Below are 17,401 nucleotides of genomic sequence, written 5' to 3'. Positions count from 1 at the left end.
TAGGAGTTTTTATGGCAAACGATAACGATAAGAAATCCATCGACCTGACGTTGACGCCGGATGATCAGCCGGAGACTGCACCGGAACCGCAGGAAGATCTTACGGATAAAGACCTCGATACGACGGGCGTCGAAATTCATACGGATGAGTCGAGTGCAGAAGTCACGGCGGTCAAGGCGGATTATGGTGCCGAACAGATCCAGATTCTCGAGGGCCTCGAGGCTGTCCGCATGCGTCCGGGCATGTACATCGGCAGCACGAGTGAGCGCGGCCTGCATCATCTCGTTTATGAGGTCGTCGACAACTCCATCGATGAGGCCCTGGCCGGCTACTGCGACCATATTGACGTGACCATTCATAAGGACAACAGCATCACGGTCGTCGATAACGGCCGCGGTATCCCTGTTGACATGCATGAAAGCGGCAAACCGGCTGTTGAGGTCGTTTTGACGGTCCTGCATGCGGGCGGCAAGTTCGGCGGCGACGGCTACAAGGTCTCGGGCGGCCTGCATGGTGTCGGTGTCTCCGTTGTCAATGCCCTGTCGACGAGCATGGAAGTCGAAGTCAAGCGCGGGGGCAAAGTTTACGAAATCGAATTCCAGCGCGGCGTGACGACGAAACCGCTGCATGTCATCGGCACGACGGACAAGACGGGCACGCGCGTTCATTTTGTACCGGACCCGGAGATTTTCTCCGTCACGACGTACAGCTATGAGACGCTGCGCCATCGCCTGCGCGAGCTCTCGTTCCTCAATCACGGCATCACGATCGGCCTGCACGATGAACGCGTCGAGCCGGTGCGCAGCGAGACGTTCCACTTCGACGGAGGCATCAGCTCGTTTGTCGAGCATCTCAACCGCAAGAAGGAAACGCTGAATCCGGAGCCGATTTACTTCAACGGTGTCAAGGATGATACGGTCGTTGAGATTGCCATGCAGTACAATGACAGCTATCAGGAGAATATCTACTCCTTTGTCAACAACATCAACACGGAAGAGGGCGGCACGCACCTCGCCGGCTTCAAGCTCGCCCTGACGCGCGCGGCCAATGATTTTGCGCGCAAGAACGGCATCCTGAAGGACAAAGACGCCAATCTCTCGGGCGACGATGTGCGCGAGGGCCTGACGGCCGTCATCAGTCTCAAAATACGCGAGCCGCAGTTTGAAGGCCAGACGAAGACGAAACTCGGCAACTCCGAGGTCCGCGGCATTGTCGATTCGATTGTCACGGAAGGTCTTTCTGAGTATTTCGATGAAAATCCGGTCATCACGAAGCGCATCATCGAAAAGGCCATCATGGCTTCGCGTGCACGTGAAGCCGCCCGCAAGGCCCGTGAGCTCACGCGCCGCAAGAATGCCCTCGAGGTCTCGAGCCTGCCGGGCAAACTCGCCGACTGCTCCGTCAAGGATCCGGAACAGGCTGAAATCTACCTCGTCGAGGGTGATTCGGCAGGCGGCTCGGCCAAGCAGGGGCGCGACCGCCGCTTCCAGGCCATCCTGCCGCTGCGCGGCAAAATTCTCAACGTCGAGAAAGCACGTCTCGACAAGATCTTTGCCAATGCCGAGATCCGCACGATGATTACGGCGTTCGGCACGGGCATCAGCGAGGATTTTGACCTCTCGAAACGCCGCTACGGCAAGATCATCATCATGACCGATGCCGATGTCGACGGCGCCCATATCCGCACGCTGCTCCTGACTTTCCTCTACCGCTACATGAAGCCTCTCATTGAGCACGGCCATGTCTACATCGCCCAGCCGCCTCTCTATCAGATCCGCAAGGGCAAGAAGCATTGGTACACCTACAGCGATGACGAACTCTCGCGCAAGCTTGACGAAGTCGGCCGTGACGGCGTGACGGTCCAGCGCTACAAAGGTCTCGGCGAGATGAATCCGGAACAGCTCTGGGAGACGACGATGGACCCTGAAGGCCGCACGATGCTGCGCGTCGAGATGGAAGATGCCGAAGAAGCCGATGAGCTCTTCACCATCCTCATGGGCGACAAGGTTGAGCCGCGCCGCCAGTTCATCGAGGAGAACGCCAAACTCGTCCGCAACCTCGATATCTGATTTTTTGACTTTTCTATTGCGAAATGCACGGATTTGTGCTATATTGAGCATACAAGATACGTAGATACTTCAACTTCCAACAGGGGGAGTAGCTGAACGGCCAGTATCGTCAGTACGGAGAAATCCCGGTACGGCCGGCGCGAGCAAGCAAGACCCTGCCCTATCTGCCCTTGGCTTTTCTAAGCATCAGGGCGTTAGGGCAGGGTTTTTCGTATATCTTGTAGAAATCTTAAGCATGGGAAAATATTTGGGGAACGATTGGGAAGTGAAATAAGTGGAAAATTTCTTTGCAGGGATGTTCTCGCCGGAGTGGCTCGCCGCTCTTTCCGGCATCCTGCTCCTCGATTTGCTGCTGTCAGGCGATAATGCCATCATGATTGCCCTGGCCTGCAAAAATCTGCCGCAAAATCTTCGCCGCAAGGCCATCATCGTCGGCGGACTCGGCGCCGTCTTTGTGCGCATTGTCTGCACGCTTTTTGCAACGGGGCTTTTAGCCTCGCCTTACATTGAATTCGTGGGCGGCGCGGCCCTGGTCTTCATCGCCATCAAGCTCGTGACAGACCATAATGACGGACGCATAGAGGAAAATGGCAAAAAGCCGACGTCGTTTGGCGAGGCCGTGCGCACCATCCTCATTGCCGACTTCATCATGAGCATCGACAACATCCTGTCGCTTGCAGGTCTTGCCAACACCGTGCCGGAGGGCAAATGGAGCCTCATTATCTGCGGCCTGATGATTTCCATCCCCATCGTACTGTTTGGCGCCCAGATTTTCCTCATGATCATGCTCAAGGTACCGGCCCTGATCTATCTTGGCGCCGGCATCCTCGGCTGGACGGCCGGCGAGCTCATGACGGAAGACCCCGCTCTCGGCTCTTACCTCGCCCCGTATGCTTTCGAAATCAAAGTCATATTTGTGCTGCTGGTACTCGGCCTCGGCTATTTCATCAACCGCCGCCGGGAAGCTGCAAAATAAGTAAAAGATATCCTGAAATATCCTTAGGAGGGATTATCATGAATATGAATAATATCAAAACCGTGATGCTCATGGTGCTCATGGCCGTCATCATGATGCTGATTGGCGGTCTCGTGGGCGGCCGCACGGGCCTGACCGTCATGCTGTTCTTTGCTTTGGCTATGAATGCCTTCAGCTATTGGTGCAGCGATTCACTCGTCCTCAAATGGAGCGGCGCGCAGGAAGTCACGCGCGACCAGGCTCCGCAGCTCTACGGCCTCATTGAGAACCTCGCCCAGCGCGACAATCTGCCGATGCCGAAAGTCTGCATCATCGATGCGGACGAGCCAAACGCCTTTGCGACGGGCCGCAGCCCTGAGCACGCTGCCGTCGCCGTCACCACGGGCATCATGCGCGTTCTCGACTACAATGAGCTTGCAGGCGTTCTGAGCCACGAGCTCTCCCACGTCAAGAACCGCGATATCCTGACGTCGACCATCGCCTCGATGATGGCCACGGTCATTTCCTATGCCGCTCAGTTCTTCATGTTCTTTGGTGGTTCGAGCGACGATGACGATGTCAATCCGATTGCTGCCGTCGCCATGATGCTCCTCGCCCCGCTCGCGGCCAGCATCATCCAGATGGCCATTTCGCGTTCGCGCGAGTACGAGGCCGATAAAGACGGCGGCGCCCTCTGCGGCAACCCGAACTACCTCGCGGATGCCCTCGAAAAAATCGAGTACTACGTGACGCATTCGGCACCTCTGCCGGAGGCCAGACCGGCCACGGCCAATATGTACATCGTCAATCCCTTTGAAGGCACGGGCAAGGCCCTCATGAAGCTCTTCAGCACCCATCCGGACACGGCTGACCGCATTGCCCGCCTGCGCGAACAGGCCCGCGAAATGCGCGTGCGCTGATTCCGGGCAATAAAAAAAGAAGCACTTTCCCTGAGGGAGTGCTTCTTTTTTTGTCTTAAAGCAGTGTAAACACCAAGGCGCTTATCGTGAAGTAAGGGCCGTAGGCGAAAAAATCTCCTTTTTTGCGCTTGCCCGTGGCGAGCATCAGGAGAGCCGCGATGCCGCCCATGACGATGCCGGCAATGACGACGGTCATGAGCATGTCCGTGCCGAGCCAGATGCCGAGGGCGGCGATGAGCTTGACGTCGCCGCCGCCGATGCCGCCTTTGGTGATGACGGCGAGGGCGAGAAAGACGAGGCCGCCGACGACTGCGGCTTCGATGTGGTCAGTCGGCACGCGCTCGAGCACGGGGATGGAAATGGCCCCGATGATGACAAAGGGAAGCAGCATTTTGTCAAAAATCACGCGCTGCTCGAGATCCGTCCACGTGTAGAGCAGCAGGAAATACTGGAAGACCATGAGAAAGCCCACGCGCAGCGGATGCATGGAATGCAGAGTTAAGAGCGTGAAACAGAAGAGAAAGCCCAGAACGGCGCCAAGACGCAGCGGCCTTTTCTTATGCTGCTCCTCTGCGCGGTCCGGAAAACTCAGGACACCTTCTGCCGCTTTTTGGTACGAATACGCAATCCAGCGGCTGCCGAGCAGGCCGCCTCCGACTGCGAGCAAAATCGACAAAAGGCATTTCATTATTACGAACATAATAAAACCCCCTAATTTTACTATGCAAAACGATTCTTTCCTTATCCTAGCAAAAACAGGGAAAATCGTCAAAAATTCTAAAACAAAATGGTATGAACTATGATATACTTAAGTTAGCCAGAACACTTTGTAATAAATATCTGCCAAAATCTACTACAAGACACGTAAAGATTTTCGTTTTGATGCAGAAGTAAAAAGATAAAGGAATGACAATATGGTCAACCCAGCGCAATTCAAGGAAAAGCTCCGCGAATTCCTAGACAAAATCACATATCGTCAATGGGTGGCGGCGGCAGCCGTCGTCAGCTGTCTCTTAGGGCTTATGGTGTATTTCGCCATTTCGGGGTCCGATGAAAAGCCTCAGGAGCAGCCTAAGACGAATCTCGTGCAGGTCGTCGCCGCCAAGCAGGATATCCCGGAACGCACTGTCGTCAAGGAGGATATGCTCAAGGTCGTCGAGGTTCCGAGTGACCTCGTGCCGGAAGGGGCGTTCCGCGACGTGGAAGACGCCGTGGACCATCCGACGAGCACGGCCATCCAGCAGGGCGACATCATGACCTCGCGCAAGGTTTACGTCGATATCCGCATGGCGGGCTTCACGGGCGTGATTCCCTCGGACTGCCGCGCCGTGACCATCCCCATTTCGGATGTGACCGGCGTCTCGGGCTTCGCGCATCCGGGTGACTACGTCGACATCATGCTCATCACGGGCACGAAGGAAAATGGCATGCAGGGACGCCTGATTCTCCAGAATGTCCTGCTGCTTGCCATCAACAGGACGTCGAATCTCTCGAATGTCCCCGCGGGCGACTCGGGCTCCGATAAGAGTTCCGACAGCTCCAAAGACTCAAAAGACAGTTCCTCGCAGAATGTCAATACAAAGCCGGCATCTGAGGGCATGGCCACGGCTACTGTAGCCCTGAAGCCTGCCGACGTGCTGAAACTCGCCGTGGCTTCGCAGGAAGGCACTTTGTACCTCGACCTGCGTCCTTTCAAGCCGCGCGATATGTACACATTTGATACAGACTATGCCGGCATCCCGCAGGCCACGAATCAGTCGCAGTCAGCGGCCAATGAAGCTCCGGCACCGTCACAGGCCCCTGCTCCGCAGCAGTCCTACAGTGCGCCGGCAGCTCTTACGCCGAGCCCGTCTCCGGCACCGAGCTACAATAGCTCCGGTTCTGCGGGCGGCGGCTCCTCGGGCTCTGTCCCAAGTCTCGGGCGGACGATTGAAGTCATCCGCGGTGTAACATCGACGAGGGAGGGTGTCCAATGAGAAAAGCCTTTTTGAGCCTCGCTGTCAGTACAGTCGCAGCAGCGGCCGTCTTCTCCCCTGCCCCCGCCTTCGCGCAGTTCACGCCGGTCTCCGTCGACCTCAACCAGTCGTATTATCTCAACACGGGGCGCAATATCACGCGCGTGGCCATTGCCAATCCGAAAATCGCCGATGTCAGCCTGCTTGACGGCACGTCCCTGAACGTTATCGGCATTTCGCCGGGCACGACGACCCTCAATGTCTGGGCGTCAAACGGCTATCGCTATGAATACCGCATCACGGTTTCGAATCAGGATTCGGGCCTTGCCAAGCTTGTGCAGGAGGCCATCGGACTGCCGGAGGTGCGCGTGCAGATGATCGGGGGCAAGATTTTGCTGCGCGGCAGCGTCAAGAACCAGTACGAGCGCGACCTTGCCTATAAAATCGCCAAGATGTACGCGCAGACGGGCGGCAGCAGCGGGAAAGCCGAAAATGCGACAGAGGGAGCCGTGAATCTGCGCGGCGATATCGATGATTCTGTCGTCAACATGCTCGAGATGACCAATCCCGACCAGATCAACATCGAGGCCATGTTTGTCGAGATTAACTCCAACGATGCCAAGAACCTCGGCCTCAACTACGTTTCGCAGGACCTCAGCGATACGAGCGACAGCGGTATCACGATGAATGACGCGGGCTCATATTATGCCGGTGAAACCTACGGCACGCAGCGCGATGCCGGCCATCACTGGTACAATCAGAACTGGCTCTTCACCCATTTCTCGAAAATTAATATGCAGATTCACGCGCTCATCGAAAATGGCAGGGCCCGCATCGTCTCGCGTCCGAACATCACGACGATGAGCGGCCGCGATGCCAAAATCCTCATCGGCGGCGAAATCCCCTATTCGACCTCAAACAGCTTCGGCTCGACGACGACCGAATACAGGGAATACGGCATCGGCCTTGACCTGCATGCCCCGACTGTCGACCAGGATGGCAACATCACGACGGAGCTTGAGACGCAGGTCAGCCGACTCGACTGGTCCAATGCCGTGACGAAAGACGGCTACCGCATGCCGGGCATCGCGACGCGCTCGGCCAAGACAACGGTCAACATCCCTTCGGGCATGACGATGGTCATTGGCGGCCTGCTGAACTCCGAGGAAGCCAAGACGCTGCAGAAAGTGCCGTTCTTTGGCAATCTGCCGCTTATCGGCGAACTCTTCCGCTATCATAACAATTCACATCAGAAATCCGAGATTGTTGTGCTCATCACGCCGCGCGTGGTCAACGAGGAAACGCCGGCGCGCATGTCGCCTGACATGGAGGATACCTACAATGCCAGCCGCCGCGAGGTGCGCGACATGAAGCAGGTTGACGTCAACGGCGATATCCCCGAGAAGTCCAATGAAGAACTCGCGAAGGAGAAAAAAGTCGCCGAGAAGGCCCAGAAAAAGGCACAGAGAGCTCAGAAGCAGCAGTCCGCTGCCCCCTCTGCTTCGTCTAAGGCTGTTCTTCCCGCAGCGAATGGCGATGACATGGACGCAGGGGCTGAGGAAGCCGCCCGCACCGAGCTGCCGGGCGACCGCATCAAGGCTTCAGCCAAAGCCATCCTCGGCCGCATGGATAAATAATAAATAGATTAAATAAATATCTCGATACTCGATAGATGAAAGCAGCAAAGGAAGTGATGGTATGGCAGAAATGACGCAGGCAGCGCCTGCCAATGGCATTGTCATCACCTTTTTCAGCACGGCTTCGGCCGTCGGCAAGACACTCGTGGCCTGCAACATGGCCTCAGAGCTCGCGCGCGAGGGCTACCGCGTCTGTCTCGTTGATTTTGACCTGCAGTTCGGCGATGTCTGCAACTACCTGAAGCTCGAGCCCCTACGTACGCTGGCCGATGTTCAGCGCACGATGCAGGTCGAGGGCGATTCGTGCCGCGTGCAGGATTTCCTGACACCGTACGAACATGGCGGCGTGCATTTTTCCGTGCTGGCCTCACCGACGAAGCTCGAGGAGGCCTACAATATCCATCATGACTACGCCGTGAGGGCCGTGCGCAAGCTCCAGCAGAGCTTCGACTACATCCTCATTGACATGACCTCGATGTTCAGCACGCTGAATCTCGCGATGCTCGACCTCTCGACCATCGTGACCTTCCTCGGCATTGTGGATTTCATACCGACGATAAAAAATATGAAAATAGGTATGGACACATTGAAAACTCTCAACTATGATAAGAACAAGATAAGACTTGTCCTCAACCGCAGCGACTCAAAAACGCGCATCGGCCTTGCCGATGTACAGAAGCTGCTCGGAGAACCGTTTTATCACGTTCTGCCCAATGACTTCCGGGCGGCGAGCGACTCCATCCGCGACGGCGTCCCTTTGGTCCTTGCACCAAAACAAACTGCTTTAGGCGAGGCCCTGAAGGAGCTCGTAGCCCGCTACACCAATCACAGCAGCACGCCTGCCGAAGCCGAAGAAAAACAGCAGGAGTCCTCGTGGCTCAGCCGTCTCTTCAGCTAATCCGTAAAAAAAGATCCAGAGAAAGGGGGTCCTGCCAATGTATCGTGTCATGATGGTTGAGAAAGACCGCCTAATGCTCGAAAAGCTCACGGCCGTCATCGACCGCACGCCGGGCTTTGCCATGGCTGCGCGCTACCAGAGCACGAACGATGCCATCGGACAGGGCCGCATGTTCGACCCGAACCTCATTCTGCTGGATATTGACCACGCAGATGCCGTGCCCCTGATCGAGGCCTTCCACAAGGCTTATCCGCAGGCCGACATCCTCTGTATGGCCGAGGAATGGCGCCCCGAGAGCGCGACACACCTCATAGCGGCGGGCGCGCGCGGCTGTCTCGTCAAGCCTTTTACGGGTGTGGAGCTGCAGGAGGCTGTGCGCGAATTTGCCAAGGCCGGCATGGAGCAGAACTGCGAGACTTTGGTCTTCTTCAGTCCGAAGGGCAAGAGCGGCAAAACGACGCTGATTGCCAATCTCGCGGGGGCTCTTGCCCGCCGCACGCATGAACAGGTCGGCATCATCGACGCGGATTTGCAGTTCGGCGACATGGCCGTTTTCTTCAATCTGCAGCCAAAATCGACGATTGTCGAGGCCGCCCGCGACATCCGCTTTTTGTCGCCGGTCACGCTCAAGCGCTATTTCGTGCCGGTATCCGAGCGCGTCCATGTGCTCTGCGGCACGACGAGGCCAAATTACATCGACAAAGTCTCGATTCCGCAGCTTGAAGGCATCATCCGCATGGCACAAGGGCTCTTTCGGTATCTCCTCATCGACGTACCGCAGGGCTTCAACCCGACTTCGATTGCCGCTGCGGAGGATTCGACCGTGACGTACCTTTGCGCGATGATCAACGGCGCTTACGAGCTCGACCATATGCGCAAGGCCATTGAGATCTTCAAGGACTGGGACGACGTCGAAAAGCGCGCCAAAGTCATCTTCACGCGCGTCTCGCCGTGTACCGAGGAAAAAAGGCGCGAACTTGAGACAAAACTCGGCTATCCGGTCGCGGCCATCATCCCGAATGAATACCTCGCCGTCTCAAAGGCCGCAGATGACGGCCAGATGGCGACGGAGATTGCGCCCGACAGTCCGCTTTCAAGGAGTGTCGACAAAATCGTGGACCATCTCGTCAGCCATCAGGCGCCGATGGCCCATAGGTGGCTGTCATGAGCGCGCTGCTGGCCGTGCTCGTCACGGCAATGTGCTTCTTCCTGCTCGTCATGCTGCTCTCCATCCGCTCACGCGAGGACCGCGTCATCACGGAGCGCCTGAGCTCCCTGGCTGAAGCGCCGGGAGAAACCCGGCAGAGCCGGCAGGGCGGCGGCCTGAAGGCACTGATTCTAGGCCTCATCGAGAGCCTTGCCACAGCAATCGGCAAAGTCCAGCGCGGGCGGCGCGTCGAACTCTGGATGCAGCAGGCCGACTGGCCCATACACGGCACAGAGTTTGAAGCCATCCTCGTGCTCTGGGGCCTTTTCATAGGCTTTATCACGTTCCTCGTGACGCTCAAGGCTTCGATGTTTTTCCTCGGTGCCCTCGCGGCCATCCTCTTGGGTTTTGCCCTGCTGGGGCTGCGCATCCGCCGCCGCCGCAAAAAATTCACGAACCAGCTCGGCGATATGCTGACCATGGTCGCCAACGCCCTGCGCGCCGGCTTCAGCTTCATGCAGGCCTTCGAGCTCATCGCTAGGGAAATGGACGCCCCGATGGGCCGCGAAGTCCGGCTCGTCGTCAACGAAGTCAACCTCGGCAACACCCTGGAAACTGCACTCGACAACATGCAGAGAAGAGTCGCAAGTCCAGATTTTGAACTCGTCGTCACCGCCGTGCTCATACAAAGGCAGGTCGGCGGCGACCTCGCACAGATTCTTGATACGATCAGTGAAACGATTGAGGAAAGAATTCGAATGAGGCGAGAGGTAATGGCTTTGACGGCACAGGGAAGAGCGTCTGCTGTTGTAGTAGCCTGCATTCCTATTGCTTTAGCAGCAGGACTGTCCATATTGAATCCCGATTATTTAAAACCATTAATTGAGACAGATATGGGACATATGTTCATTATAGGTGCAGTTGTTTTAGAGATAATAGGTATGCTTATTATACGAAAAATCGTGGATATTAAAGCATGATTCATGAAGTGATTTTAAGAAAATAATTTGCTTGTAATCCGTGAGGATTTACATAGATAATATTACAGCCATCTATATTCTTAAGGAGGAATCCCAAATGTTAGAAATCTTAAAGTATCTGAAAGCTCGTTATGTGAGTGAAAAAGCACAGGGAATCGTGGAGTATGCCTTGATTCTGGCGTTTGTTGTTATCATTGCCGCTGGTTTATTTGGTGGTGGCAGCATTTCAGAATCGATCCAAAAGGTATTTGCAAGTGTTAAAAATCTTCTTGCAAACGGCGCAGGAAAATAAGGGCGAATCTATCTACGGAGAAAGGGGCAGGATTATGAGATTCCAGAAGGGACAATCCATTGTGGAATTCGCATTAATCCTGCCTCTTTTTTTGTTGCTTTTTTTAGGGATTGTTTATTTTGCCAGTTTTTTTGTCGATTATTTAACATTGAGTACCATTGCACGAAATAGCGCCAGAGAGGCAGCTGTTGTATCTGTAACAGATGAGAGTCAGCTGCAGGGAGAATATGATAAGATTCGTGCGAATTACAAGGATCAATCTTTACCAGCTGATATGTATGAATGGGACCCGACTTCAACGGCCTGTTTTTCAATAAAACCAGACAATAATTATGACAATGTAGTCGTTGAAATGAATGCTACTTTGAATAAAGAAGGTACGTTGATAGGCGGTGCTGTAGATGCCTTAATGGACGATACATCTGAGAAAAAATTAAATTTGCATATAACGTATACGATGTATAGTGAATATAAGAATAACAAGAAGTAATTGAGGTGAGATACGATGTCTTTATTGACGCGCTTAGGTCGGGCGGCTGATGAGAACCGGCAGGTGAATATTTTTGGTTCGCGCGAAGAGAATCAGGATACGGCGGCGGAGCGTTCTTATCAGGAAATCAAGCAGCGTATCCACCAGCGCATTGTCGACGAGATGACGCCGGCAGAGCAGGCGATGCTTTCCTCAGTCAATCAGGACCCGCATCAGGTTGAGACCTTGATTGCCGATTACTGTCAGCGCGTGCTTGACGAGAATCCATTCTCCATCCCGCAGGGTGAGAAGCCGCGCCTGATTGCCGATATCCGCGATGAAGTCCTCGGTCTCGGCCCGATTGAGGCTTTGCGCAAGGACGACTCCATCACTGAAATCATGGTCAACGGTCCGCGTCAGGTATTCGTCGAACGTATGGGCAAGCTCGAGCTCACGGACGCGAAGTTCCACGATACGGCGCATTTGATGAACATCATCGAACGAATTCTGACGCCGCTGGGCCGCCGTGTCGATGAATCCTCTCCGCTCGTCGATGCCCGCCTCGAAGATGGCTCGCGTGTCAATATTATCATCCCGCCATTGTCACTCATTGGCCCGTGCCTGACCATCCGTAAATTCTCGAAAACGCCGCTGAGCGTCGACAACCTTATTTCGTTTGGCACGATGGATGAGAAAATGGCGACGTTCCTGCGCGCCTGCGTCAAGGCGCGCATCAACATCCTTGTTTCGGGCGGTACTGGTTCCGGTAAAACGACAACGCTGAATGTCATTTCCTCGTTCATCCCCGATGGCGAACGCATCGTGACGATTGAGGACGCTGCCGAACTGCGTCTGCAGCAGCAGCATGTCGTGACGCTCGAGGCGCGTCCTGCCAATCTTGAGGGCAAAGGTGCCATCACCATCCGCGACCTTGTGCGCAACGCCCTGCGCATGCGTCCGGACCGCATCATCGTCGGTGAGGTTCGTACCGGCGAGGCCCTCGACATGCTGCAGGCCATGAATACCGGCCATGACGGCTCCCTGACAACGGCCCATGCCAACAGCCCGCGCGATGTTCTGTCGCGCCTTGAGACCATGGTCATGATGTCTGGACTGGAACTGCCGGAGCGAGCCATCCGTGAGCAGATTTCGTCGGCCATCGACCTTGTCATCCATCAGGCCCGCCTGCGCGACGGCAGCCGTAAAATCACGTACATCACGGAAGTCCAGAAAATGGAAGGCACGACCATCACGACGCAGGACCTTTTCCGCTTCGAGCAGACCGGCTTTGACAATAATGGCAAAATCCTTGGCCGTTTCATGCCGACCGGCCTGCAGCCGAGCTTCCTCGAGAAGTTCGAAATCAGCGGCATCAAGCTGCCCGAGGGCTTCTTCACGCCGGAGGGCGGCAATGATATTGCCTTTACAGGAGGACGATTCTGATGCTCAAAGTTCTTTTTGTCCTCTCGCTTACCGCAATTATTTTTCTCCTTCTGTTCGGCCTGATTCGTCAGACCGTTCAGCCCAAATCGACCATCCGCAAGCGTATGGCAAGCTTGGAAACAACTGCAGAACCAGACGAGCCCTTTGCCGCGCCTACATACGAGCCGACTGCCAGACAGCAGACAGAGGCCGGAGAGGGCGGCTTTAAAAAGATACTGGGCTCCTTGGCCGAGGCTTTGACGCCAAGAAAACTGCGCCCTATTATCCAGAAGAGACTGGTTCTGGCAGGCAAATCCCGCGAATGGGGCATTGCCGAATTTTACGGCAGCTGCCTGTTAGGGGCCGTCATGATGTGGCTGTTTGGATTTGTACTGCTGCAGCACGCCCATTATGCCGTTGTGCAGAGAGCCATGATGATTTTCCTGTTGGGCCTGCTCGGCGGCCTGATGCCCGTTGTCTTCCTAAACACGACGATTGACAAAAGGCAGAAAAAGATTCAAAGCCAGCTGCCGCAGGTGCTCGACCTGCTTTGTGTCAGCGTGCAGGCCGGTCTTTCCTTTGATGCGTCCCTGTCAAAAATCACGGCCCGCATGAAGGGCCCTCTTATTGACGAATTCCGCCGTTTGCAGGATGATATACGTATGGGCGTAGTGCGGCGTACGGCCATGCGCAGCATGGCCGACCGCTGCGGCGTTGACGATGTTTCGCTCTTTATGACGTCTATCATTCAGGCCGAACGTCTCGGCACAAGCATGGGCAATACCCTTAAGAATCAGGAGTCCTCTTTATTTTCCCTGCAATCTTTGTTGTGACGCTTGTTCCAAGTCTGCTTTATATCTTGAAAAATCTATTAAACGGGTAGTAAAAAGCCATCTCTGATGCATTGATGCTGTCAGGGATGGCTTTTGCGTTTCTAGTTTACAGCCCATCGTTTTGTCAAATAGTTCCAGACCGTTACGATAGCCGTTGAAAAGAGTTTTGCAATCATATAGTAGAGTCCGCAGATTGAGGCAAACAGCCACATGCAGACTTGATTGAGTCCTAAGCCCATAATGCCGACAATAATAAAAAATATTTTTTGCCGAGGTGTCTGTTCTGCAGCTTTGCAGAAGATAAAATGAATACAGAACCAGTAATTTACTCCCAGAGAAATCGAGAAGGATGTAGCCGAAGAATAAAGATAGTGAAGACCTGCATATTCCGTCAAAATAAACAAAAGCCCGTAATCAATCAGGAAGCAGAAGCCGCCTGATAATAGAAAGCGCAGGATTTCCTTTAGTCGTTCTTTCGTCATAAAAAGTTCATTCCTTGATAGGCTTATAGAGACGCACACTGCTGTTATCGCCAAATTCTGTGCCGTCATATTCTAAAACCAATTCATAATGGGGATCTTCCTTGAGGTAGTTATACATGAGATCTTTTTTTCTCGTCAGAATGTAGTCAAAATCATATCGTGCTAAAAAGTCCTGATAGGTTATCGTGGCTGTTTCCAAATCTTGATATTCCTGCAAGATATCTTTTTGGTGATTATTAGCTTTGAGAAAGACTTCAGCGCGGGGATCGAGATACGGCTTTAATCCACGGAATTCGACATATCCGCCCTGATTGAAGCCAGTCCAGATGATAGGAGAGGCGTTAGGATTTTCTGCAATAATATAATCTACTGCCTGTTTTGCCAAAGGCGGTTCAAGGGAATGTCTGACAAATAAAGGCATAACGCTGCAAAGCGTTGCCAATATGGTAAGGAAAATCAGGAACCTTATAGGGATAGAACGCACTTTTTTCAAACTGCCATATTTCCATTCAATAATTGCTATAATGGTAATTATAAGGATAATTCCTACTATTATAAATAAAGGAATTTGCATCAAATCCTGAAGAATAGCTCCTTTGTTTTTATAGAATATATAAGCATAGGTCAGCAGAATCAGGATCATCATGACAACACAGAATTTTTTATTTACTTTTTGAGGCTGAACAGCATTTATTTTCTTTGCCTGCCAGTAACGCAGATAATAGGCCACGGGGAAAAGACCAATGGTCAGAAAAAGACTTAAACTTCTGGTAGCAGATAAAGCCAGAATTGCCATTCCCAGAGAGAGCAATGGCCAGCGTAAGGGGAATTTCTCGCGGCTGTACATAAAAATGAGAAAGCCCATTAAGCAGAAAGCAACTTTCCCCAGCGGATTGCTAAAGGTAAGAGGATGCATCTCACTGACTATGGAGTTGATCAGGTCTACTCCATAAGAATGAGATGTATAGGTCATAGCATCGATGCCATATGGATTAAAAAAACCGCCAACAGCAATGATCAGCAATAAGACAATATATTTATGCCAAGGTAAGGTGACCTTATGCAGGAATATGCCTTTAGGGTCAAGACGTACGATTTTCTCTGCCAGATATGGTAAACAGAGAATCAGCATCAGGGGCCACATAGCAGCGTGGAAATTGATCAACAGGATAGATAGTAAGAAAAAGCCAAGATAACGCTTTATGGTTATAGTATGAATAGATTTTTCCAAAAGGATCATTGTCAAGATGAAAATCAACAGGGAGAAAATCTGCGGTCGGGTGACCATGAAGAAGAGGCAGGGCATGACAAAAATAAGGGTTGTAGCAGCCACAGCAAGACGCTGGTTGCCCTCAGAAACGCTGGTAAGGAGCTTGTAGTAAGCGAGTATAGCTAGAGTGCTGACGATGCAGACGACGGCGATAGGGCCGCTTTCGCCGTCGATAACATAGGACTGCCAGAAAATCACGGCACTGAGCCATTGCTGCATGACGAAGTCAAGTCCCTGATGCATGCTCAAGGGGTCTGTGGTCGGCCAGCCATAGTTCATGACATAACAGCCGTCACTGAGCAGAAACCAGATGTCATTATCGAGATTTCTGGAAATAAACAGCAGGCCGATGAACATAGAGAGGAAGAAAAGCAGCTTCCGTTCCTTCTGCAAGATTATTGGTCCCATGATTTCATCCTTTCTTGGTTTCCTGGTAGGATTGTTCCGTATTGACATTCCATACATTTTCTTTGGTCGGCAAAGCATCGTGTATATTCCGCACAGCTTCATAGGCTGTCAGCATAGAATGGTCCATGTTATTATAACGGTGCTGGCCGTTGCGGCCAATGCAGTAGAGATTTTTGATTTTATCGAGTTCCTCGCGGACCTGCGGCAAATCTTCGTAAGCATCGAAATAAGCGGGATAGGCTTTCTCGACGCGGTAGCGTACGGCATCTTTGACATCTTTGGACTGCAGGATGCCCATGGACTCCAGCTCGCGGATGGCCATAGTGATGAAGTCTTTGTCGCGCATATTCCACATGCCATCGTTTTCGCGGCAGAAGTATTCGAGCCCGAGCCAGACCTGATGTTCAGGATCCGGCAGCAAGTACGGCGACCAATTGTTGAAGATTTGCAGACGGCCCATGCGGACGTCAGGTTCCTGTACGTAAATCCAGCAGTCGGGCGGGATATTGCCGAGAGTCGGACGGTTCGTCGTGTTTTTGAGATTGACCTTGTCCGTCAGGATGCCAACTGTGATAAAGTCGCGGTAAGGGAGATTTTCAGCGATAGTTCGACTCTGAGAGCTGATGGCTTCAGTCGGCAGTTTGTCGGCCAATTCTGCAATTGGCATACTTGAAAATACATAGTCGGCTTTGAGAGTCTGTTCACCTTCCGTCGTCATCACGACAACGCCGGTGAGTTTTTCCTTGGTGCCAAGCAGGCATATGACCTGATGATTCAGACGCACCTCGCCGCCCATTTCTTCTACTTTTTGCTGCATAGTCTGCCAGATCTGGCCGGGACCGTATTTGGGATAAAGGAAACGATCAATGAAAGAGGTTTCTTTCTCGCTGTTTTTTTTCTGCCCAAAGAGATTTGCCAGAGCTTTTAGGATAGAAACTCCCTTGATGCGTTGGCTGCCCCAGTCGGCGTCAATCGCATCGGGATAACGCCCCCAGACTTTATGCGTGTAGTCGCGGAAGAACATGCGGTAAAGCTCTTCGCCAAAGTGGTTGACCATAAAATCTTCGAGATTCTTTTCCTCGCGTGGGCGGATGCAGGCATGAAGGTAGCTCAGGCCAATCTTCATCAGTCTGGAAAAACCGAGATTTCGGATTGTCGTCAAACCGATGGAGACAGGATAAGGGAAGAAATGATGCAGATAGAGGATGCGTGAAAGGCGTGTACGGATCAGCATGACGTCATCCGTCTTTTCTGGATCCGGCCCGCCTGCCTGAAGTTGACAGTCACGATGCAAGATCAAATCATCTTTTGACGGTGCTCCCTGTTCTGGCAAAAGACTCTTCCAGAGCTCCATAACGCGCTGGTCTTTCGAGAAAAAACGATGTCCCCCAACATCGATGTGACAGCCATGATACGTCATCGTACGCGCGATGCCGCCGACGAAAGCCTCTTTTTCCAGTACAATCGGATGAATGTCAGTCTGCCGCAGCAGTTCATAAGCCGCTGTCAGCCCTGCCGGTCCAGCCCCGATAATGATCGCCTGAGCCAACAAATCTCCCCCTCTTCTTCGTATCGTCTGCAAGAATTCCGTTCTGCTTGCATAACATATTGTTTTACTTTATTATAATATGGATGGTTTCGAATAGGAAGAAATGTTTTTGACA

16 protein-coding genes are annotated in these 17,401 nt (G+C 53.0%); 12 read left to right on the top strand and 4 right to left on the bottom strand.

Annotated elements, in window-relative coordinates:
• The first annotated feature begins 11 nt into the window (after positions 1–11).
• From gyrB to htpX, 3 genes are all read left to right on the top strand, one after another.
• The gene (gene gyrB / locus ACE419_RS08145) at positions 12–2,069 is read left to right on the top strand and encodes a DNA topoisomerase (ATP-hydrolyzing) subunit B (protein WP_435721660.1); all 2,058 of its coding nucleotides are present in this window, start codon (positions 12–14) and stop codon (positions 2,067–2,069) included.
• 274 nt (positions 2,070–2,343) lie between these two features.
• A complete protein-coding gene (locus ACE419_RS08140; protein ID WP_432648353.1) occupies positions 2,344–3,045 on the top strand; it encodes a YjbE family putative metal transport protein in 702 nt (233 codons plus the stop codon).
• Positions 3,046–3,089: 44 nt separating this feature from the next.
• Entirely contained in the window at positions 3,090–3,944 is an 855-nt protein-coding gene (htpX, locus tag ACE419_RS08135; protein WP_435721705.1) for a zinc metalloprotease HtpX, read from the top strand.
• 55 nt (positions 3,945–3,999) lie between these two features.
• Here htpX and ACE419_RS08130 read toward each other — a convergent pair whose 3' ends face one another.
• Positions 4,000–4,644: a prepilin peptidase gene (locus ACE419_RS08130; protein ID WP_435721659.1), complete on the bottom strand. Its 645-nt coding sequence runs from the start codon at positions 4,642–4,644 to the stop codon at positions 4,000–4,002.
• 214 nt (positions 4,645–4,858) lie between these two features.
• Between ACE419_RS08130 and cpaB the strand changes: the two genes are divergently transcribed.
• The 9 genes from cpaB (at position 4,859) to ACE419_RS08085 (ending at position 13,577) form a co-directional block, all read left to right on the top strand.
• Entirely contained in the window at positions 4,859–5,920 is a 1,062-nt protein-coding gene (cpaB, locus tag ACE419_RS08125; RefSeq protein WP_435721658.1) for a Flp pilus assembly protein CpaB, read from the top strand.
• A complete protein-coding gene (locus ACE419_RS08120) occupies positions 5,917–7,536 on the top strand; it encodes a type II and III secretion system protein family protein (protein WP_435721657.1) in 1,620 nt (539 codons plus the stop codon). Before cpaB ends, ACE419_RS08120 begins: the two co-directional genes overlap by 4 nt.
• Before the next feature lie 61 nt (positions 7,537–7,597).
• Entirely contained in the window at positions 7,598–8,434 is an 837-nt protein-coding gene (locus ACE419_RS08115; protein ID WP_435721656.1) for a CpaE/TadZ family protein, read from the top strand.
• A 37-nt stretch (positions 8,435–8,471) separates the two neighbouring features.
• Positions 8,472–9,602: a CpaE/TadZ family protein gene (locus ACE419_RS08110; protein WP_435721655.1), complete on the top strand. Its 1,131-nt coding sequence runs from the start codon at positions 8,472–8,474 to the stop codon at positions 9,600–9,602.
• Positions 9,599–10,561 (top strand): type II secretion system F family protein, encoded by a 963-nt coding sequence (locus ACE419_RS08105; RefSeq protein WP_435721654.1) that lies wholly within the window; start codon positions 9,599–9,601, stop codon positions 10,559–10,561. Before ACE419_RS08110 ends, ACE419_RS08105 begins: the two co-directional genes overlap by 4 nt.
• 97 nt (positions 10,562–10,658) lie before the next feature.
• Entirely contained in the window at positions 10,659–10,853 is a 195-nt protein-coding gene (locus ACE419_RS08100) for a pilin protein (RefSeq protein WP_435721653.1), read from the top strand.
• Positions 10,854–10,887: 34 nt separating this feature from the next.
• Positions 10,888–11,343, top strand: a complete 456-nt coding sequence (locus tag ACE419_RS08095) for a TadE/TadG family type IV pilus assembly protein (RefSeq protein WP_435721652.1) — start codon at positions 10,888–10,890, stop codon at positions 11,341–11,343.
• A gap of 15 nt (positions 11,344–11,358) precedes the next feature.
• On the top strand, positions 11,359–12,765 hold the full coding sequence (locus tag ACE419_RS08090) for a TadA family conjugal transfer-associated ATPase (RefSeq protein ID WP_435721651.1): 1,407 nt from the start codon (positions 11,359–11,361) through the stop codon (positions 12,763–12,765).
• Positions 12,765–13,577 carry a type II secretion system F family protein gene (locus ACE419_RS08085; protein WP_435721650.1) on the top strand — a complete coding sequence of 271 codons (813 nt, stop codon included), beginning with the start codon at positions 12,765–12,767 and terminating at the stop codon, positions 13,575–13,577. Before ACE419_RS08090 ends, ACE419_RS08085 begins: the two co-directional genes overlap by 1 nt.
• Before the next feature lie 101 nt (positions 13,578–13,678).
• Here ACE419_RS08085 and ACE419_RS08080 read toward each other — a convergent pair whose 3' ends face one another.
• From ACE419_RS08080 to ACE419_RS08070, 3 genes are read right to left on the bottom strand one after another with little or no spacing between them, the layout of a single operon-like run.
• The gene (locus ACE419_RS08080; protein WP_435721649.1) at positions 13,679–14,059 is read right to left on the bottom strand and encodes a GtrA family protein; all 381 of its coding nucleotides are present in this window, start codon (positions 14,057–14,059) and stop codon (positions 13,679–13,681) included.
• A 7-nt stretch (positions 14,060–14,066) separates the two neighbouring features.
• On the bottom strand, positions 14,067–15,737 hold the full coding sequence (locus ACE419_RS08075; protein ID WP_435721648.1) for a hypothetical protein: 1,671 nt from the start codon (positions 15,735–15,737) through the stop codon (positions 14,067–14,069).
• A 4-nt stretch (positions 15,738–15,741) separates the two neighbouring features.
• A complete protein-coding gene (locus ACE419_RS08070; RefSeq protein ID WP_435721647.1) occupies positions 15,742–17,286 on the bottom strand; it encodes an NAD(P)/FAD-dependent oxidoreductase in 1,545 nt (514 codons plus the stop codon).
• Positions 17,287–17,401 lie beyond the last annotated feature (115 nt).

Source organism: Mitsuokella apri (assembly GCF_047974105.1).
Lineage (GTDB): Bacteria > Bacillota > Negativicutes > Selenomonadales > Selenomonadaceae > Mitsuokella.
Note: the sequence above shows the minus strand (reverse complement) of the source record. Positions and strands in the feature narration are given on the sequence as shown.

Coding starts and splice junctions, on each gene's coding strand:
- gyrB (WP_435721660.1), top strand. CDS start 12: ATGGCAAACGATAACGATAAGAAATCCATCGACCTGACGTTGACGCCG.
- htpX (WP_435721705.1), top strand. CDS start 3,090: ATGAATAATATCAAAACCGTGATGCTCATGGTGCTCATGGCCGTCATC.
- ACE419_RS08130 (WP_435721659.1), bottom strand. CDS start 4,644: ATGTTCGTAATAATGAAATGCCTTTTGTCGATTTTGCTCGCAGTCGGA.
- cpaB (WP_435721658.1), top strand. CDS start 4,859: ATGGTCAACCCAGCGCAATTCAAGGAAAAGCTCCGCGAATTCCTAGAC.
- ACE419_RS08120 (WP_435721657.1), top strand. CDS start 5,917: ATGAGAAAAGCCTTTTTGAGCCTCGCTGTCAGTACAGTCGCAGCAGCG.
- ACE419_RS08115 (WP_435721656.1), top strand. CDS start 7,598: ATGGCAGAAATGACGCAGGCAGCGCCTGCCAATGGCATTGTCATCACC.
- ACE419_RS08110 (WP_435721655.1), top strand. CDS start 8,472: ATGTATCGTGTCATGATGGTTGAGAAAGACCGCCTAATGCTCGAAAAG.
- ACE419_RS08105 (WP_435721654.1), top strand. CDS start 9,599: ATGAGCGCGCTGCTGGCCGTGCTCGTCACGGCAATGTGCTTCTTCCTG.
- ACE419_RS08100 (WP_435721653.1), top strand. CDS start 10,659: ATGTTAGAAATCTTAAAGTATCTGAAAGCTCGTTATGTGAGTGAAAAA.
- ACE419_RS08095 (WP_435721652.1), top strand. CDS start 10,888: ATGAGATTCCAGAAGGGACAATCCATTGTGGAATTCGCATTAATCCTG.
- ACE419_RS08090 (WP_435721651.1), top strand. CDS start 11,359: ATGTCTTTATTGACGCGCTTAGGTCGGGCGGCTGATGAGAACCGGCAG.
- ACE419_RS08085 (WP_435721650.1), top strand. CDS start 12,765: ATGCTCAAAGTTCTTTTTGTCCTCTCGCTTACCGCAATTATTTTTCTC.
- ACE419_RS08080 (WP_435721649.1), bottom strand. CDS start 14,059: ATGACGAAAGAACGACTAAAGGAAATCCTGCGCTTTCTATTATCAGGC.
- ACE419_RS08075 (WP_435721648.1), bottom strand. CDS start 15,737: ATGGGACCAATAATCTTGCAGAAGGAACGGAAGCTGCTTTTCTTCCTC.